Below are 16,031 nucleotides of genomic sequence, written 5' to 3'. Positions count from 1 at the left end.
CTCACGGTAGTCAGCACCGACAACGCGCCGCCTCCCCCGGCCCTCCGGGGAGGACTGGGTTCGCCCGGGACGCCGACCAGGCGAGCGGGGCGGCCGGGCAGGGCGGGCGGGGCACGCGAGGGCCGGGCGGGCAGGGCGGGCGGGGGCACGCAAGGGCCGGGCGGGCGGGCAAGGGCCGGGCGGGCAGGCCGGGCGGGCGGGCACGCGGGGGCAGGGCGGTCAGGCGGGGTCGAGGTCCAGGTCCGTCACGACCGGATAGTGGTCGGAGGCGTACTCGGTCTCGCCGCCGCGCAGCACCCGGCAGTCGCGCACCCGGCCGGCGAGCGCCGCCGTGCCGAGCAGGTAGTCCAGCCGCATCCCGGAGAACTCCGCCCCGCCGCCGTGCCGGGTGGGCGCGGTCAGCCCGCCGTCGGGCGCCCCCGCCGTCGTGTACAGGTCGACCAGGCCGGCGGCGAGCAGCCGGGCCACCGCGCGGGTCTCCACCGTCCGCCCGTCCCGGCGCAGGTGACGGCGGCGGTACGCGGCCGGCAGCCGGGCGATGCGGTCGGTGTGGTCGGCGACCGGGTCGAGGGTGTTCAGGTCCCCGGCCAGCAGTCCCAGCTCCCCCGGCGCGCGGCGCAGCGCGGCGGCGACCCAGCCTGCCTCGACGCGCCGCCGCAGCCCCCAGTACGGGTCGAGGTGGACGCTCAGCACCGTCAGCGGGCCGGCGGTGGTCGCCACGGTGACCCGCTGCGCGGCATGGTGGAACGGCCGGCGTACCCGGGTCGCGGCGAGGGCGCGCAGCGGCGGGCGCAGCAGCACCGCCACCGGCTGGCCGAAGCAGGAACGGGCCAGGTGAGGATGCATCCCCACCCGGCCCGCGAACTCGGCGAGCACGTCGCCGGAGTCGAAGTGCCGCAGTTCCTGCAACGCCAGCACGTCCGGCCGCTGGTCGGCGACGACGCGGACCAGCAGGTCCCGGCGGTCGGCGCCGCCGGAGTCCCGTCCGCCGGTGCGGATGTTCCAGGTCATCGCCCGCAGCATCGGCGCGTCAGTCCGCCCGACCGGCCTTGGCCAGCTCGTCGTCGAGGGTGTGCACGTCCTCGGACTCGATGCTCGGCCGGTTGCCCTCGTGGACGTCCTCGTTGGGGCGGAGCACCCAGTAGAGCAGCCCGATCCATGCGGTGGTGAGGATGATCGCGCCCATGAAGTCGGTGGGGTGGTGCATCCCCCGGTACATCCGGCTGATGGCCACGCCGGCCGGCATCACGACCGCCAGCGCCACGAAGATCCACCGCCACCACCGGTCGGTGCGCGGAAAGACGATCACCGCGATCGCCACCCAGACGCAGAGCGTGGCGGCGATGTGGCCGGACGGGAAGGAGGAGGTCGGCATCGGCCCGTCGAGGTTGCCGACGGGCGGGCGGGGCCGGTCGACCGCGGCGGCGGAGGCGAGGAAGAGGCTCAGCTCGCCGAACATGGTCAGTGCCACGAAGAGCACCGGCCGCCAACGCCGCCAGACGGCCAGCACGAGCGGGCAGAAGACCAGCGAGATGAGCAGGATGGCGTGGGTGTCGCCGACCTTGCTCCACCAGTAGCTGAAGTCGTCCCGGCCGGGGGTGCGGTGCTCGGCGAACCACCTCGGCACGTCCGTGTCCAGGGTGGCGAAGAAGGTGCCGCCGGCGTGGTAGCTGACGAACATGCCGAAGCCGTAGAGCGCGCCGAGGATCAGCACCCAGCCGACGATCAGCTCGAACACGGCGGCCCGGGGGTGCGGCAGCAGGTGCGCCTCGTCGGGGGCGGGCGCCACGTCGTGCGCGGCCTCCGGCTCCAGCCCCTCGGTCAACGCCGGGACCGGCCGGCCGCGCTCCAACCGCCAGAGCCGGAAGGCGTACGCGGTGACGCCGAGCCAGGCGGCGCCGAGCAGCCAGGCCCCCAGCACGTCCGAGACGAAGTGCACGCCCAGCGCGATCCGGGTCAGTCCGATGAGGAAGACGACGAGGGCGACCAGGGCGATCGCGGGCTTGCGCCAGCGGCGCGACATGGCGGGCAGGAAGACCAGCAGCAGCGCCCCGTACGCGACCATCGAGCCGAGCGCGTGGCCGCTGGGGAAGCTGTCCCCGGCGTACGTGCCGATGGGCACGTCCACCTCGGGGCGCAGCCGGTCGACAAGCGTCTTGAGCGCCGGGTCGAGGACGAGCGCGCCGACGCCGGTGACGATCAGGAACACCGCGAGCCGGCCCTGCTTGCGGATCAGCAGCCCGACCACGGCGACCGACACCAGCCAGATGATGACGGCCCGCCCGCCGAGGTCGGTGAGCGCGTTGAGCACTGTCACCAGCGGCCCGTGCGGGGCGACCAGGTCGTTGAGCCAGGCGGCCACGCCGTGGTCGACGTCGTAGAGCGGGGACCACCGGGTCCGGACCAGGACGAGGAGCACCCCGAAACCGACCCCGGCGCCGAGCACGATCGCCAGGCCGGCGAGCGTACGCTCAGTGAAGTGACCCAAGGGTCGTCGCAAAGCCTCTTTGACCGCGCCCACGGCAGCCTCCCTCTCGCTTCTGGCGTGCCGCATTACCCGATCGGCGCTCCGCGTACACCGAGGGGTGTCCGATGCGGAGCTAGAGGGAGCTCATCTCGCCGGTGTCGTGGATCTCCTGGCGCTCGGCCTCGGGCTCCCAGAGGTCGGGCTGGGCGGGCTCGCGCACCCCGATGCGCAGCGCCTCAAGCTGGGCGGCGAAGGAGAGTCCACCGAAGAGCGCCATGCCGGTCAGGTTGGCCCAGAGCAGCAACGCCATCATCCCGGTCAGCGCCCCGTACGTCTGGCCGAACCCGCCGCTGAACCGCACGTACGCGGCGAGCAGGAGGCTGGCCAGCCACCACAGCGCGGTGGCGATGCCGGCGCCGAAGAAGAGCCAGGACAGGCCGGGCTGCTTGCGGCGGGGAGCGTGCCGGAAGATCACCGCGACGGCGAGGACGGTCAGGCCCAGGCTGAGCGGCCAGCGCACCACGTTCCAGAGGCCGTTGGCGAACTCGCCCCAGGCGTAGTGTCGCTGCACCGAGTCGCCCATCGGGCCGCCGCCGACGAGGATCAGGAACCCGGTGAGCGCCGGTACGCCGGCGGTGAGGGCGAGGACGCTGGCGCGGACGTACTTCCACAGCGCCGGCCGGTCCCGTTCCACGCCGTAGATCCGGTTGGCGCCGCGCTCGATCTGGGCCATGGTGGTGGTCAGCGCGACCAGGCCGGTGAGCATGCCGAGGCCGAGCGCCAGCTCCCCGGCGCGTTCGGTGCGGTCCCCCTCGCCGAGCAGCTCGGCCACCATCGGTTCGCTCGCCCCGGGGGTGAGGGCCAGGACCGTGTCGGCGACCACCCGGCCGCCCTCCTCCACACCGAGTTCGCTGATCAGGCCGGTCAGCGCGATCAGGAACGGCACGACGGCGAGGCAGAGTTGCAGCGCGAAGGCGCGCGAGTGGCTGAACCCGTCGCCGTAGCGGAACCGGATGAACGCGTCGCGCAGCAGGCGCCAGCCGCTCTGCCGGCGCAGTGTGTGCCAGGCGTCGTCGGCGTTGAGTTCCTCGTCCGACATCAGCCGGGTCTCCGGCACGATGCGGGTGCTACTCACGGCGGGCTTCCTCGATCAGCTGCTCACCACGCTCGGCGGCCGCCTGCGCGTCCTCGGCCAGGTCGGGATCCTGCGCCGGCTGCGGCACGCAGAGCCACAGCGCCCGCCGCCGGATCTCGGCCTTCAGGGTGCGACCCGGCTCGATGAGATCGCCGTCGAGCTCCCGGGGCTGGGCCCGGTTGCTGGTGATCTCCACCCGCCTGGCCTTGAAGACCTCCATGCGGGGGACGCGGTCCTGCCGGCGTACGACCGCCCAGCCGAGCGCCAGCCATTGCCGCAGCGTACGCGGGGTGAGCACCGCGACGTCGAGGTAGCCGTCGTCCGGTTCGGCGTCGGTGAGCAGCCGCACCCCGCCCTGGAGGCGGCCGACGTTGGCGACGAGGACGGAGCGGGCCCGGCGGCGGATGGGCTGCTGGTCGTCGATGCGGATGGAGACCCGCATCGGCCGGTCGCGCAGGTGCCGGGCGGCCCCCACGACGTACGCCGGCCAGCCGATCCGCTTCTTGGTGGTCTCCGAGGTGTCGGCGAGCATCTGGGCGTCGAAGCCCATGCCGGCCATCACCGTGAAGTAGTGGTCCTCGACCGCGCCGACGTCGAGCAGCCGGCGGCCCCGCTCGACGGCGACCTCCAGCCCGGCGGCCAGGTCACCCGAGAGGCCCAGGTTGGCCGCGAGGAGGTTGCCGGTGCCCTGGGGCAGCACGGCGAGCGCCACCTCGGTACCGACCAGGCCGCTGACACAGGCCATCACGGTGCCGTCGCCGCCGCAGGCGAAGACGACGTCGACGCCGGCCTCGACCGCCTCCTGCGTCTGGCCGCGGCCCGGGTCCTCGACCGTGGTCTCGAACCACAGCGGCTCAGGCCAGCCGGCCGCGGCGAGGGCGTCGTGGACCGTCTGACGCAGTTCGTCGAGGTCGGCCACCTTCACTGGGTTGACCACCACGGCGGAGCGCAGGCCACCGCCGTCGGGTGCCGCGCGTCGCTTGTCCTGTCGAGGGTCCACGGCGCCAGTGTGCAGCAGATCCGGCACGGCAGCGACCCGGCGGACGGTGACCTTACGCGCAGCGAAAACGCGTTTACCCCCACCCCACGCCGTCCCCCACGCCGTCCCCCACCCCACCCCACCCCGCCCGCGCCCCGCCCCCACCCCGCCCGCGCCCCGCCCGCGCCCCGCCGATCATGAGGTTGACGGTGGTCCTGGAGATCGACATCACCGCCAACCTCATGATCGACGGGCGGGTGTTGGGGGGCCGGGGTGGGGTGGGGCGGGGCGGGGGTCAGGCGGGGGTGCGGAGGGCGGTCTCGACGCGGCGGCGCAGGTCGTCGAGGTCGGCGCCGGCCTCGGTGAGCACCCGTGCGCCCAGCCCATGGCCCTCGCGGAGCACGCCGAGCAGGATGTGCTCCGTGCCGATGTGACGGTGGCGCAGTCGCAACGCCTCCCGCAGCGCCAGCTCCAGCACCTTCTTGGCGCGCGGGGAGAAGGGGCCGCCCGCGTACCGTCGGCGACCCCAGCGGCGGCGCGGTGCCGGCGCGGCCTCGCGCAGCGCGTCCGGGCCGAAGGACTCCTCGATCCGGGCCACGATGGCGGCCAGGTCGATGCCGATCTCGTGCAGGGCCGCGGCGTCGGCGTCGGCGAGGCCGGTGGCTCCCCGCACGGTGTGCCGGCGCACGCGGGCCCGCAGGTCGTCGGCGCGGAGGCCGGCCTCGGCGAGCACCCGGGCGGCGAGGTTGTCGCCGTCGGAGAGCAGGGCGAGCAGCAGGTGCTCGGTACCGACGGGCCGCTCGCCCTCGGTCCGGGCCTCGTCCCGGGCGTACCGCACGACCGTGCGGGCCCGATCGGTGAACCGTTCGAACATCACGCCTCCCAGGAGGATCCGACCGCCGGACGACCGGCGTGCTTCTTGTGGACCGCCTGCCGGCTGACCTCAAGCTCGTCGGCGATCTCCTGCCAGGACCAGCCCTGTCGACGGGCGTTGTCCACCTGGACCACCTCGAGCCGTTCGAGCAACCGGCGCAGCGCGCGGACGGCGCGCAGCCCGACCCGGGGGTCGGTGCTGCCGGCTGCCGCCGCGAGTTCCGTTGCCTGACTCATGTCGTCAACTTACGTTGACATCACCGCCGCGTCAACCCATGTTGACAAAACTCGTCCGAGCCACCGGGAGCCAGGCGTGGGTGCGCAGCGAAACCGGGGAGACGACGGAAGATCCCGCCTCTATGGTGGTCCGATGGCATCGGTCAAGCAGGTCCAGGTCACCTTCGACTGCGCAGAGCCTGAGCGCGTGGCTCGTTTCTGGTGCGAGGCGTTGGGATACGTCGTACCGCCGCCACCGGAGGGGTTCGCCACCTGGGAAGACTTCGATCGCGCGCTGCCGCCCGAGCGGCAGGGTTCCGCGTTCGCCTGCGCCGATCCCACAGGTGTGGGCCCGCGACTGTTCTTCCAGCGCGTTCCCGAAGGCAAGGTCGTCAAGAACCGGCTGCATCTCGACGTACGGGTCGGCACCGGGCTCGTGGGTGAGGAGCGCGTGGCCGCGCTCGAGGCCGAATGCGCACGACTGGTCGCGCTCGGCGCGGTGCGCGTGCGACTGCTGACTGCCGACGGCTACGACGAGTCGTGCCTCGTGATGCAGGACGTCGAGGGCAACGAGTTCTGCCTCGACTGAGTGGTCGCGAACGGGGCAACCCGGACCACCTGCGCCGGCACCCCACAGTACGATCCGCCGGTGCCCCTCCTCCGCCGGCCGCCGCGCCGAGGTCACCGTGCCCGGTGACGCGCACCATCTCCCACTCGGCGAGATGACGCTGGAGTTCGCCGGCGGCAGCGTGGCCGGCAACCGATACCCGGCCAACTTCGACGTGCTGCACGTCGACCCCGCCCTGCCCTTCGTCGCGGTGGTCGACGGCATGGGCGCCGGCGAGGGCAGCCGCCGGGCCGGCACGACGGCCATGGGCACTCTCGTCGCGCAGGTCCGGGCCGCCTGGCCCACGGTCGACGCGCGCCAGTTGCGCGCCGCCGTGGCCCACGTCCAGTCAGCCGTACGCGCCGCCGGCGCGCCGTTGGCGGAGCTGACCGGCTGCACCCTGACCGCCCTGCTCGTGGAGCCCGACGGCGGGCAGGGCTGGCTCGTCCAGCTCGGCGACTCCCGCGCCTACCGCCTGCGCGACGGCCTGCTGGAACTCCTCACCATCGACCACACTGCGGCCTGGCTGGGCGTACTGCACGGCTGGTACCCGGTCGGCTCCCCCGCCGCCGACCGCGCCCGCTACCAGCTCACCCGCTACGCCGGCCATCCGGACGAGCCGGAGGCGGACCTGCTCGCGGTGTCGCTGCGCCCCGGCGACGTCTGGCTGCTCTGCACCGACGGCGTCAGCGACCAGGTCGACTACCACCTGATGCGGGAACTCCTGGCGGCACCGCGACCGGAGGAGGCGGTGCGGGATCTGCTCCACGGCACCCTGGAGGCCGGCGGCAACGACAACGCCACCGCCGTGATCGTCCGGGTCCACGCCACGGCTCCCCGCTGAAGGGGCCCACCCGCCGCAGACGCCGCTGGCCGGCACCCCGGGTGGGGTGCCGGCCAGCGGCGATTCGGCTACTGCTGTCAGCTGTTCCAGTGCGCGGTGACGAGGTCGGCGGCCTGCTGCTCCCACTGGGCGTAGTGGTCGGGGTACGCCGACACCTGCACCGTCTGCGCGGCCTTGGTCAGGGGCATGTCCTGCCACCCGTCGACCTGCTTGAGGCCCTTCAGGAACGCGGTGGTGGAGTACTCGGGGTCGGTGATCTGCTCGATCGTGCCCCACCCGCTGGAGGGGCGCTGCTGGAACAGGCCCTGCGAGTCGTGGTCGTTGCGGTCACCCAGGTGGCCCAGGTTCTCCAGCTTCGACTCCTGCAACGCGGTGGCGATCGACACGACGGCGGCACGCTCGTCCATGCCGGCCTTCTTCGTCGCCGCGATGATCGCCTTGACGTTGGCGACCTGCTCGTCGGACAGGTCGACGTGCGACTGGGCGCCCTGCACGCCGTGCGGGATCAGCTTGCCCGTGTCGGGCTTGTCGGCCTGCACTGCCACCGCGACCGCCGTGGCGTCCACGGACGGGGCACCGGTGTGGGTGGTGTCGGTCAGGGGACCGGCGGCCACGCCACCGGCGAACGCGAGACCAGCAACACCGAGAACGCTCTTACGGATGATCGTGTTCATCAGAAACGCTCCATTCGGGGGTTGGCACCCACACCGAGGGGGATCGGCTTCACGCGGGTGCAAGCACCGTCAGGCGCTCAAGCGAACTCACGGGAACTCATGCGAACTCAAGCGGGATCTCCAGCGAAAAACCGGAGAGAATCTCCAGCGAAACCTGGAGAGAATCTCCGACGAGATCAGCCGGAGGAAAGATCAGAGGAACATCAGATCGGCTGTGCCGGCCGGATGCCTGACCGGTGCGGGCCGGCAAGAGGGCCGGGCTGTCGTGCGGGGCGGAGACGCCCTCGCGCCGGCCGGACCATGTGTAACCACCGCCGGCCCGCCATCATTCCGGGGGCCCCGGACCCGCCAACCCATCGGGGCGACGTGACCTCGGCAGCGTGACCTCGGCAGCGTGACCTCGGCAGCGTGGCCTCGGCAGCGTGGCCTTGCTCGGTCGTACGCAGGGTGTAACGACCCCGCCCCCGCCACGATTCCGCCCCCACGATGCCCCCGGTCACACCCCAAACCGCACACCCGGCACCGACACGCCAACCAACGACGACTCACCGGCTCAAGCCGCCCGGACAACCCACCACGAAACCGGACACCCGGTGACACCCGGGTCCACGGGTTACCAACTCCCGGCTCCCCCGGCTCGCCAAGGGCTCACCCGGCTCATCCGAGTGAACGCGGGTGAGCCGGCGAGCCCGGCATTCGGGTCACTTGAGTCACTCACGTCACCGGAGTTACCGGAGTTACCGGAGTCACCGCAGTCAACGGAGTCAACGCGGTCACCGGGTCACCGGGGTCGCCCCGGCCACCGGGCCACCGGGCCACTGGGCCACCGAGGCACCGAGGCACCGAGGCACCGAGGCACCGGTGGAGATCTTGGTACGAGAGGGCCCCTGGAGGGGCCGTTTCTCGCCAAGATCTCCGGTAGGGAGCCCGATGGGCGGACGCGAGAGTAGGCACCGACGGGGTGTGGCCCGCCGTGCCCGGCGCAGGGATCAAGCCTGACCGCCCGGAGCCGGGCACGGCGGGCCACACCCCCACCACGACGCACCGCAACCACCCGACGCACACACCCACGCCACGCACCACAACCACCCGACGCACCCTTGATCACGACGCACCCAAAGACCGGACGCACCCACCCCACGCCAAGCGCACCGCCCGACCCCGCGGACACCCAGCCCGAACCCCCGCCCCACCGTCGCCCGCGATCCCGCCCCACCGTGCTACCCGCGCGACTAGCCTCGACAGGAGGGCCGGGCGCGACGCCTGCGGAGGTGATTCGGATGGCCGCACCCACCGACGCGGCGGTGCTGGTCGGGCTCGGCACGGAGCGCAACCTGCCCGTGGTCAGGCTGGCCGCGCAGGAGGCCGCCGCGCACAACCGCACGCTGTGCCTGCTGCACGCGTTCAACTGGACGGCCGCGCTGCAAGCGCCGTCGGTCGCGGGGCCACGCGCGGACGCCGAGGAGCTGATGTCCCGGGCCACGGAGATCGTCGCCGAGGTCGAGCCGGGGCTGCCGGTGGGCGGCGAGATCGTCGAAGGTGCCCTCGTCGACACCCTGGTCCGCCGGTCGGAGACGGCGTTCCTGCTCGCCGTCGGGGACGGCGGCATGGCGACCAGCGGCGAGTGCGTGTCGGTCGAAGCGCCCACGGTGCAGCTCGCCGCTCGCGCCGGCTGCCCGGTACTGGTGGTCCGCCGGGAGCCGCCCCCGCAGGGGCCGGTGCTGGTCGGGGTGGACGGCTCCGACAGCTCGCAGGCCGCGTTGGAGTGGGCGTTCGAGTGCGCGGCCCGGCGGAAGGCACGGCTGTCGGCGGTCCGCGTCGTCGAGTCGGAGCAGGGCGCGGAGGATGCCGAGCTGCTCGTCGGGCTGGTGGCGCGATCGGCGCGCCGGTTTCCGTCGGTGGCCGTGGAGTGCCACACGATCCGCGGCGATCCCGGCGGTGTCCTGGTGGAGCAGTCCCGTTCGGCGCAGGTGGTGCTGGTCGCCGCCCGGGGCGACGAGCCGTGGCGGGGCATGCTCGGCGCGGTGAGTCAGGCGCTGCTCTACCACTCCCCCGCCCCGGTGATCGTGGTGCGCGGGCTGACGGAGATTCCGGGGCACGGGCGCGATGCCCGGCGCCCACGGGACCAACGGCCCTGATCCACACCGGCGTCGACCGGCGATGCTGGGGCCGGCCCGGACGAATCCGCGCTCCGAGGATGCAGGATTCCCCTACCCGCGAGAGGCTCATGCAGTATGGACACCGCTCTCGACCTGCACAGCCCCCTGACCGATGACGAGCTGCGCCGGCTGGACGCCTACTGGCGGGCGGCGAACTACCTGACCGTCGGGCAGATCTACCTGCTGGACAATCCGCTGCTGCGCGAGCCGCTGGCCCCCGAGCACGTCAAGCCGCGCCTGCTCGGCCACTGGGGCACCAGTCCCGGCCTGAACCTGCTCTACGCCCACCTCAACCGGGTCATCGTCGCCCGTGACCTGTCCGCCCTGTTCGTCACCGGCCCCGGTCACGGCGGCCCGGCGATCGTCGCGAACACCTGGCTGGAGGGCACCTACAGCGAGCTGTACCACCACATCGGCCGCGACGAGGCCGGCATGGCCGGTCTGTTCCGCCAGTTCTCGTTCCCCGGCGGCATCCCCAGCCATGTGGCGGCGGAGGTGCCGGGTTCGATCCACGAGGGCGGCGAGCTGGGGTACGCGCTCAGCCACGCCTACGGCGCGGCGTTCGACAACCCGGACCTGCTGGTGGCCTGCGTCATCGGCGACGGGGAGGCGGAGACCGGCCCGCTGGCGGGAAGCTGGCTCTCCAACGTCTTCCTCAACCCGGCCCGCGACGGCGCGGTGCTGCCGATCCTGCACCTCAACGGCTACAAGATCGCCAATCCGACGGTGCTGGACCGGATCGACGAGGACGACCTCCTCGCCATGATGCGCGGCTTCGGCTACCAGCCGTACGTGGTCGCCGGCGACGATCCGGCGACGGTGCACCAGGCGCTCGCCGGCACGCTGGACCGGGCGCTGGACGAGATCGGCGCCATCCAGCGGCGGGCCCGCTCGGGCGGTGCCGTCGAGCGCCCCCGCTGGCCGATGATCGTCCTGCGTACGCCGAAGGGCTGGACCGGTCCGCGAGACGTCGACGGCAAGCAGGTCGAGGGCACCTACCGCGCGCACCAGGTGCCGCTGTCCGAGGTGCGCAAGAACCCGGAGCACCTGGCCGAGCTGGAGCGCTGGCTGCGCAGCTACCGGCCGGAGGAGCTCTTCGACGCCACCGGCGCACCGGTCGCCGAGCTGGCCGCACTGCCGCCTCGGGGCGAGCGGCGGATGAGCGCCAACCCGGTCACCAACGGCGGGATGGTGCTGCGTGACCTGACGTTGCCGGACTTCCGCGAGTACGCCGTCGACGTGCAGCGGCCCGGCGAGACCGTGGCCGGCGCGACCGGGGCCCTCGGCCCGTGGGTACGCGACGTGATCACCGCCAACCCGCAGACGTTCCGCCTCTTCGGCCCGGACGAGGTGGCCTCGAACCGGCTCGGCGCGGCGTTCGAGGTCACCGGCCGGGCCTGGATGGCCGGCACCGTGCCCGGCGACGACCACCTCTCCGCCGACGGGCGGGTGATGGAGGTCCTCTCCGAGCACCTCTGCCAGGGCTGGCTGGAGGGCTACCTGCTGACCGGCCGGCACGGCATCTTCACCAGCTACGAGGCGTTCATCCACATCGTCGACTCCATGGTCAACCAGCACGCCAAGTGGTTGAAGGTGACCCGGGGCATCCCGTGGCGCAGTCCGGTGGCCTCGCTGAACTACCTGCTCTCCAGCCACGTGTGGCGTCAGGACCACAACGGCTTCTCCCACCAGGACCCGGGCTTCATCGACCACGTGGTGAACAAGAAGGCCGAGGTGGTACGCGTCTACCTGCCGCCGGACGCCAACACCCTGCTCTCCACGATGGACCACTGCCTGCGCAGCCGGCACTACATCAACGTGGTGGTGGCCGGCAAGCAGCCCGCCCCGAACTGGCTGTCGATGGACGAGGCCGTGCAGCACTGCCGGCGCGGCATCGGGATCTGGGACTGGGCCAGCACGGACGCCGGCAGCGAACCGGACGTGGTGCTCGCCTGCGCCGGGGACGTGCCGACGCTGGAGACGCTGGCCGCCGCGGACCTGCTGCACCGGCACCTGCCGGAGCTGAAGGTACGGGTCGTCAACGTGGTCGACCTGATGCGCCTGCAACCGCCGACGGAGCACCCGCACGGGCTGTCGGACAAGGAGTTCGACACGATCTTCACGCGGGACAGGCAGGTCATCTTCGCGTACCACGGCTATCCGTGGCTCATCCACCGGCTGACCTACCGGCGGACCAACCACGAGAACCTGCACGTACGCGGCTACAAGGAGGAGGGCACCACCACCACGCCGTTCGACATGGTGATGCTCAACGACCTGGACCGTTTCCACCTGGTCATCGACGTCATCGACCGGGTGCCGGGGCTGGCCGACCGGGCCGCCCACCTGCGGCAGGAGATGGTCGACGCGCGCCAGTCCTGCCGGGACTACACCCGCGAACACGGCGAGGACGACCCCCGGGTCGCGGAGTGGCGCTGGGTCCGCGAGACGGACCCGGGACTCCGGGGGGACCAGTGAACGCGAGGAGTGAGCTTGCGAGCCCCGCAGTCGCGAACGAAAGGCCAGCACAGTGAGCGCGAGGAGTGAGCTTGCGAGCCCCACAGTCGCGAACGAAAGGCCGGCACCAGCGGCCGCTAGGAGTCACCTGGTGACCCCAGCAGCCGCGAACGAGAGGTGGACCCGATGAGCGGCAACGAGATCCTGGTCGGCTACGACGGCTCCGCCGACGCCTCCGCCGCGCTGGAGTGGGCGCTGGAGGAGGCCGGCCGCAGCGGACGGCCGGTGCGGTTGGCGTACGTCTTCGAGTGGCTCACCGTGGCCGGCTGGATCGGTCCCGGCGTCGCTCCCGGCGTCTGGCCGGACGAGACGGCCCGCCGGCAGGTCGAGGAGCTGGTCCGCAAGGCGGCGGCGGACGCGTCCGCCGCGCACCCGGAACTGACCGTCACGGGTGAGGTGTTCGACGGGCCGCCCGCGCTGGTGCTTCAGGAACGTTCGGCGCAGGCGGACCTGCTGGTGCTGGGCACCCGAGGACACGGCGGCTTCGGCGGGCTGCTCGTCGGCTCGACCGCGGTGGCGGTCACCGCCCACGCGCACTGCCCGGTCGTGGTGATCCGCGGCGAGTCGGCCGCTGGTGGGCGCACCGGGCACGTGGCGGTCGGCGTCGACGGGTCCGAGTCTTCGCTGCTGGCGCTGGGCTTCGCGTTCGAGCAGGCCGAGGCCCGGCAGGCGCCCCTGCACGTGGTGCGGGCCTGGCAACCGCCCACCGGCCAACGTCCGCCGTCGGGCCCCGATGCGCGGGAGGCCACGGCGGCCGACCGGGCCGAGCTGGACGAGTCGGTCGCGCGGTGGAGCACGACGTTTCCCGACGTACCGGTGACCGTCGAGGTGGCGGAGGACCGGCCGGCGTCCCTGATGGTGGACGCGAGCCGCAACGCGTGCCTGGTGGTGGTGGGCACCCGGGGCCGGGGCGGCCTGAAGGGGATGCTGCTCGGCTCGGTCAGCCAGCAGCTCATCCAGCACGCGCACTGCCCGGTGGCGGTGGTCCGGGAACGCTGAGCGGTCAGGAAGGGCCCCCTGCCATCGCATTCTGATGTGCAGGGGGCCCTTCCTTGCACGCAGCACCAGCCGCCGGCTACGCACGACGTCCCGGCGGGGCGCTCAGCGGCTCTCGGCGGGCTCGGCCGGGTTGAGCGAGAAGTAGTCCTCCTCCTCCTGGGCGAGGTGCAGCCGCAGGACGGCCGCCAGGCCGTAGAGGGCGGCTAGCAGGTCGGTGAGCTGGTCCCGGCGCAGCGGGCCGTCGCCGGCCTGCGCGAGGTGGGCGCCGATCCGGTCCACCAGCCGTCGGATCTCCACGTGGGCGCGGCTCATCGTCGAGGTGGCCTCGGCGCTGCCCAGCGGGTCGGCCAGCGCCGGATAGAGCTGGCGCTCCTCGGCCGCCTCGTGCGGCAGCACCTGACCGACCAGCCGGCGGTGCGTCTCGCGCAGCGTCGGCAGGCACTGCGGCGCGTCCGGCGCGGTGGCGACCAGGTCGGCAGTGTCTGTCAGCGCGGCGAGCACGTCGCGGATCCCGCCGTGTTCGGCCGCGTACCGGTCGAGCAGCTCTCTCGTGTCCGGCGGCACGTCGCGGCGGCGTAGCCCGCCCCCGAGGGCGCGCAGCGCGTTGAGGATCACCAGCACGTCGATGCCCTCCTGGAGGAACGCCCCGGCGACCGGCGGGAGCCAGCCCAGGGCAGCGGCCAGCATCGCCAGCACCGCGAGGCCCATCCCCACGCTGGCGCTCTGCACCGCGATCCTGCGGGCGTACCGGGCGATCTCCACCGCGTCGGCGAGCCGGTCCAGCCGGTCGACGGTGAGCACCGCGTCGGCGACGTCGGCCGAGGCGGTCGCCCCGGTGGCGCCCATGGCCACGCCGACGTGCGCCTCGGCGAGGGCGGGGGCGTCGTTCACCCCGTCGCCGACCATCACGGTGACGGCCCGGCGCGCCTCCTCACGTACGCGGGTCGCCTTCTCCGCGGGGTCGCACCGGGCCACCACGTCGTCCACGCCCACCACCCCCGCCACCTGGGCGGCGACGTCGGACCGGTCCCCGGTGACCATCACGATGCGCCGCAGCCCCGCCTCGCGCAGCCGGCGCACGGTGCGGCGCGCGTCGGGGCGTACCGGGTCCTCCAGCAGGATCGCCCCGAGCGGGTCCCGCTCGCCGCTGACCCAGACCACCGAGCGGCCGGCCAGCTCGGCTCGGGACCGGGCGCTCCCCGCCCAGTCGGGCAGGTCACCGTCGAGCTGGCCGACCCGCACCTGCCGCCCGTCGACCGACCCGCGTACGCCCCGGCCCGGCTCCTCGGTCACGCCCGCCGGCTCGGTCAGCGACAGGCCCCGCTCGCGCGCCTGCGCCACCAGCGCGCGGGCCAGCACGTGCGGGGAGAGCTGCTCGACCGAGGCGGCGAGACGCAGCACGTCGTCGCGGTCGCCGCCGGGGGCGGCGACGACCTCGGCGGCGCGGGGGCGGCCGGCCGTCAGCGTGCCGGTCTTGTCGACCAGCAGGGTACGGGCCCGGCCGAGCAGCTCCAGCGAACCGCCGTCGCGGACCAGCACCCCGCGCCGGGCGGTACGCGACAGCCCGGACACGATCGCGATGGGGGTGGCCAGCAGCAGCGGGCACGGGGTGGCGACCACCAGCACGGCCACCGCCCGCACGAAGTCGCCGGAGAGCAGCCAGCCCAGCCCCGCCAGGACCAGGGTGAACGGCACGAACGCGGCGGCGTACCGGTCGGCGAGGCGCACCATCGGCGCCTTGTGGGCGGTCGCCTCCTCGGCGAGCCGGACGATCCCCGCGTACGTGCTTCCCGCCGCGTCCCTCGTCGCGCGCATGCCGAAGCCGGCGCCGGCGTTGACCACGCCGCTGGCGACCTGCTCGCCGGCCGCGCGCCGCACCAGCCGCGACTCGCCCGTCACCACCGACTCGTCGAGGGTCACCGGCTCGTCGACCTGCCCGTCGACCGGCACCACGTCGCCCGGCCCGACGAGCAGCCGGTCCCCCGCCAGCACCCGGTCCAGCGGCACCTCCTCGACGCTCCCGCCCGGGCCGCGCCGGCGGGCGGTGCGGGGGGCGCGGGCGAGCAGCGACCGCAGGTCCCGGGTCGCCCTGCCCTGGGCGTACGCCTCCAGCGCCCGCCCCGTGGCCAGCATCACCGCGATCACCGCCCCGGCCAGGTACTCCCGCACCACGAGCGCGCCGACCAGAGCCAGCACGGCGATCACGTCCACCCCGAACTGCCGGCGCCACAGCTGCCGCAGCACCGACCAGGCGGCGGGCAGCAGGGCGGCCACGGTGGCGGACGCCCACACCACCTCGGCCGCGCCCCGGCGGCCGGCGAGCCACAGCACCGCCCCGGCCAGCACCAGCACCGTCACCCCGGCCAGGGGCGCCCAGAGCAGCAGGCGCGAGCGGTCCCGCCGTACCGGCTGCTCCGGCACGCACTCGCGCGGTTCCGTTCCCACCTGCGGATCGTCTCAGCGCCCACCGCGCCCGGGAGGGCATCCGCGCGAACCGGCAGGGGCTAGCTGCCCTGCCACGCGGGGACCTGCGTACCGTGCGTCGGCAGAGGGGATGGCGC

The 16,031-nt window shown here is 73.6% G+C and carries 13 protein-coding genes; 5 read left to right on the top strand and 8 right to left on the bottom strand.

Annotated features, from left to right (window positions below; all coding sequences use genetic code 11):
• Positions 1-219: 219 nt before the first annotated feature.
• From AC0OO9_RS23505 to AC0OO9_RS23480, 6 genes are all read right to left on the bottom strand, one after another.
• The gene (locus AC0OO9_RS23505) at positions 220-1,023 is read right to left on the bottom strand and encodes an endonuclease/exonuclease/phosphatase family protein (RefSeq protein WP_484512401.1); all 804 of its coding nucleotides are present in this window, start codon (positions 1,021-1,023) and stop codon (positions 220-222) included.
• Between the two features lie 7 nt (positions 1,024-1,030).
• A complete protein-coding gene (locus AC0OO9_RS23500; protein WP_484512399.1) occupies positions 1,031-2,521 on the bottom strand; it encodes a phosphatase PAP2 family protein in 1,491 nt (496 codons plus the stop codon).
• A gap of 79 nt (positions 2,522-2,600) precedes the next feature.
• Positions 2,601-3,602 (bottom strand): YihY/virulence factor BrkB family protein, encoded by a 1,002-nt coding sequence (locus AC0OO9_RS23495; RefSeq protein WP_484512397.1) that lies wholly within the window; start codon positions 3,600-3,602, stop codon positions 2,601-2,603.
• Positions 3,595-4,602 carry a diacylglycerol/lipid kinase family protein gene (locus AC0OO9_RS23490; protein ID WP_151457563.1) on the bottom strand — a complete coding sequence of 336 codons (1,008 nt, stop codon included), beginning with the start codon at positions 4,600-4,602 and terminating at the stop codon, positions 3,595-3,597. Before AC0OO9_RS23490 ends, AC0OO9_RS23495 begins: the two co-directional genes overlap by 8 nt.
• A 274-nt stretch (positions 4,603-4,876) precedes the next feature.
• The gene (locus tag AC0OO9_RS23485) at positions 4,877-5,455 is read right to left on the bottom strand and encodes a Clp protease N-terminal domain-containing protein (RefSeq protein ID WP_132240003.1); all 579 of its coding nucleotides are present in this window, start codon (positions 5,453-5,455) and stop codon (positions 4,877-4,879) included.
• Complete coding sequence (locus AC0OO9_RS23480) at positions 5,455-5,691, bottom strand: HTH domain-containing protein (RefSeq protein WP_089001290.1); 237 nt, start codon at positions 5,689-5,691, stop codon at positions 5,455-5,457. Before AC0OO9_RS23480 ends, AC0OO9_RS23485 begins: the two co-directional genes overlap by 1 nt.
• A 133-nt stretch (positions 5,692-5,824) precedes the next feature.
• Between AC0OO9_RS23480 and AC0OO9_RS23475 the strand changes: the two genes are divergently transcribed.
• Positions 5,825-6,259: a VOC family protein gene (locus AC0OO9_RS23475; protein ID WP_484512394.1), complete on the top strand. Its 435-nt coding sequence runs from the start codon at positions 5,825-5,827 to the stop codon at positions 6,257-6,259.
• Between the two features lie 133 nt (positions 6,260-6,392).
• A complete protein-coding gene (locus AC0OO9_RS23470; RefSeq protein WP_484512392.1) occupies positions 6,393-7,121 on the top strand; it encodes a PP2C family protein-serine/threonine phosphatase in 729 nt (242 codons plus the stop codon).
• A 77-nt stretch (positions 7,122-7,198) separates the two neighbouring features.
• On the opposite strand, the gene AC0OO9_RS23465 is transcribed toward AC0OO9_RS23470, so the two are convergent.
• A complete protein-coding gene (locus AC0OO9_RS23465; RefSeq protein WP_484512390.1) occupies positions 7,199-7,795 on the bottom strand; it encodes a hypothetical protein in 597 nt (198 codons plus the stop codon).
• A gap of 1,280 nt (positions 7,796-9,075) precedes the next feature.
• On the opposite strand from AC0OO9_RS23465, the gene AC0OO9_RS23460 reads away from it, so the two are divergent.
• The 3 genes from AC0OO9_RS23460 (at position 9,076) to AC0OO9_RS23450 (ending at position 13,470) form a co-directional block, all read left to right on the top strand.
• Positions 9,076-9,933: a universal stress protein gene (locus AC0OO9_RS23460; RefSeq protein ID WP_484512388.1), complete on the top strand. Its 858-nt coding sequence runs from the start codon at positions 9,076-9,078 to the stop codon at positions 9,931-9,933.
• Between the two features lie 96 nt (positions 9,934-10,029).
• Entirely contained in the window at positions 10,030-12,432 is a 2,403-nt protein-coding gene (locus AC0OO9_RS23455) for a phosphoketolase family protein (protein WP_484512386.1), read from the top strand.
• Between the two features lie 165 nt (positions 12,433-12,597).
• On the top strand, positions 12,598-13,470 hold the full coding sequence (locus tag AC0OO9_RS23450; RefSeq protein WP_484512384.1) for a universal stress protein: 873 nt from the start codon (positions 12,598-12,600) through the stop codon (positions 13,468-13,470).
• 102 nt (positions 13,471-13,572) lie between these two features.
• On the opposite strand, the gene AC0OO9_RS23445 is transcribed toward AC0OO9_RS23450, so the two are convergent.
• Positions 13,573-15,915: a heavy metal translocating P-type ATPase gene (locus AC0OO9_RS23445; protein WP_484512382.1), complete on the bottom strand. Its 2,343-nt coding sequence runs from the start codon at positions 15,913-15,915 to the stop codon at positions 13,573-13,575.
• Positions 15,916-16,031: the final 116 nt, after the last annotated feature.

Source organism: Micromonospora sp. USAFONa4 (genome assembly GCF_057197825.1).
This window is presented reverse-complemented; position numbering and strand designations above follow the sequence as displayed.

What these genes read in the sequence shown, in the direction of transcription:
- AC0OO9_RS23505 (WP_484512401.1), bottom strand. Translation starts at nt 1,023, where the DNA reads ATGCTGCGGGCGATGACCTGGAACATCCGCACCGGCGGACGGGACTCC.
- AC0OO9_RS23485 (WP_132240003.1), bottom strand. Translation starts at nt 5,455, where the DNA reads ATGTTCGAACGGTTCACCGATCGGGCCCGCACGGTCGTGCGGTACGCC.
- AC0OO9_RS23480 (WP_089001290.1), bottom strand. Translation starts at nt 5,691, where the DNA reads ATGAGTCAGGCAACGGAACTCGCGGCGGCAGCCGGCAGCACCGACCCC.
- AC0OO9_RS23475 (WP_484512394.1), top strand. Translation starts at nt 5,825, where the DNA reads ATGGCATCGGTCAAGCAGGTCCAGGTCACCTTCGACTGCGCAGAGCCT.
- AC0OO9_RS23470 (WP_484512392.1), top strand. Translation starts at nt 6,393, where the DNA reads ATGACGCTGGAGTTCGCCGGCGGCAGCGTGGCCGGCAACCGATACCCG.
- AC0OO9_RS23465 (WP_484512390.1), bottom strand. Translation starts at nt 7,795, where the DNA reads ATGAACACGATCATCCGTAAGAGCGTTCTCGGTGTTGCTGGTCTCGCG.
- AC0OO9_RS23460 (WP_484512388.1), top strand. Translation starts at nt 9,076, where the DNA reads ATGGCCGCACCCACCGACGCGGCGGTGCTGGTCGGGCTCGGCACGGAG.
- AC0OO9_RS23455 (WP_484512386.1), top strand. Translation starts at nt 10,030, where the DNA reads ATGGACACCGCTCTCGACCTGCACAGCCCCCTGACCGATGACGAGCTG.
- AC0OO9_RS23450 (WP_484512384.1), top strand. Translation starts at nt 12,598, where the DNA reads ATGAGCGGCAACGAGATCCTGGTCGGCTACGACGGCTCCGCCGACGCC.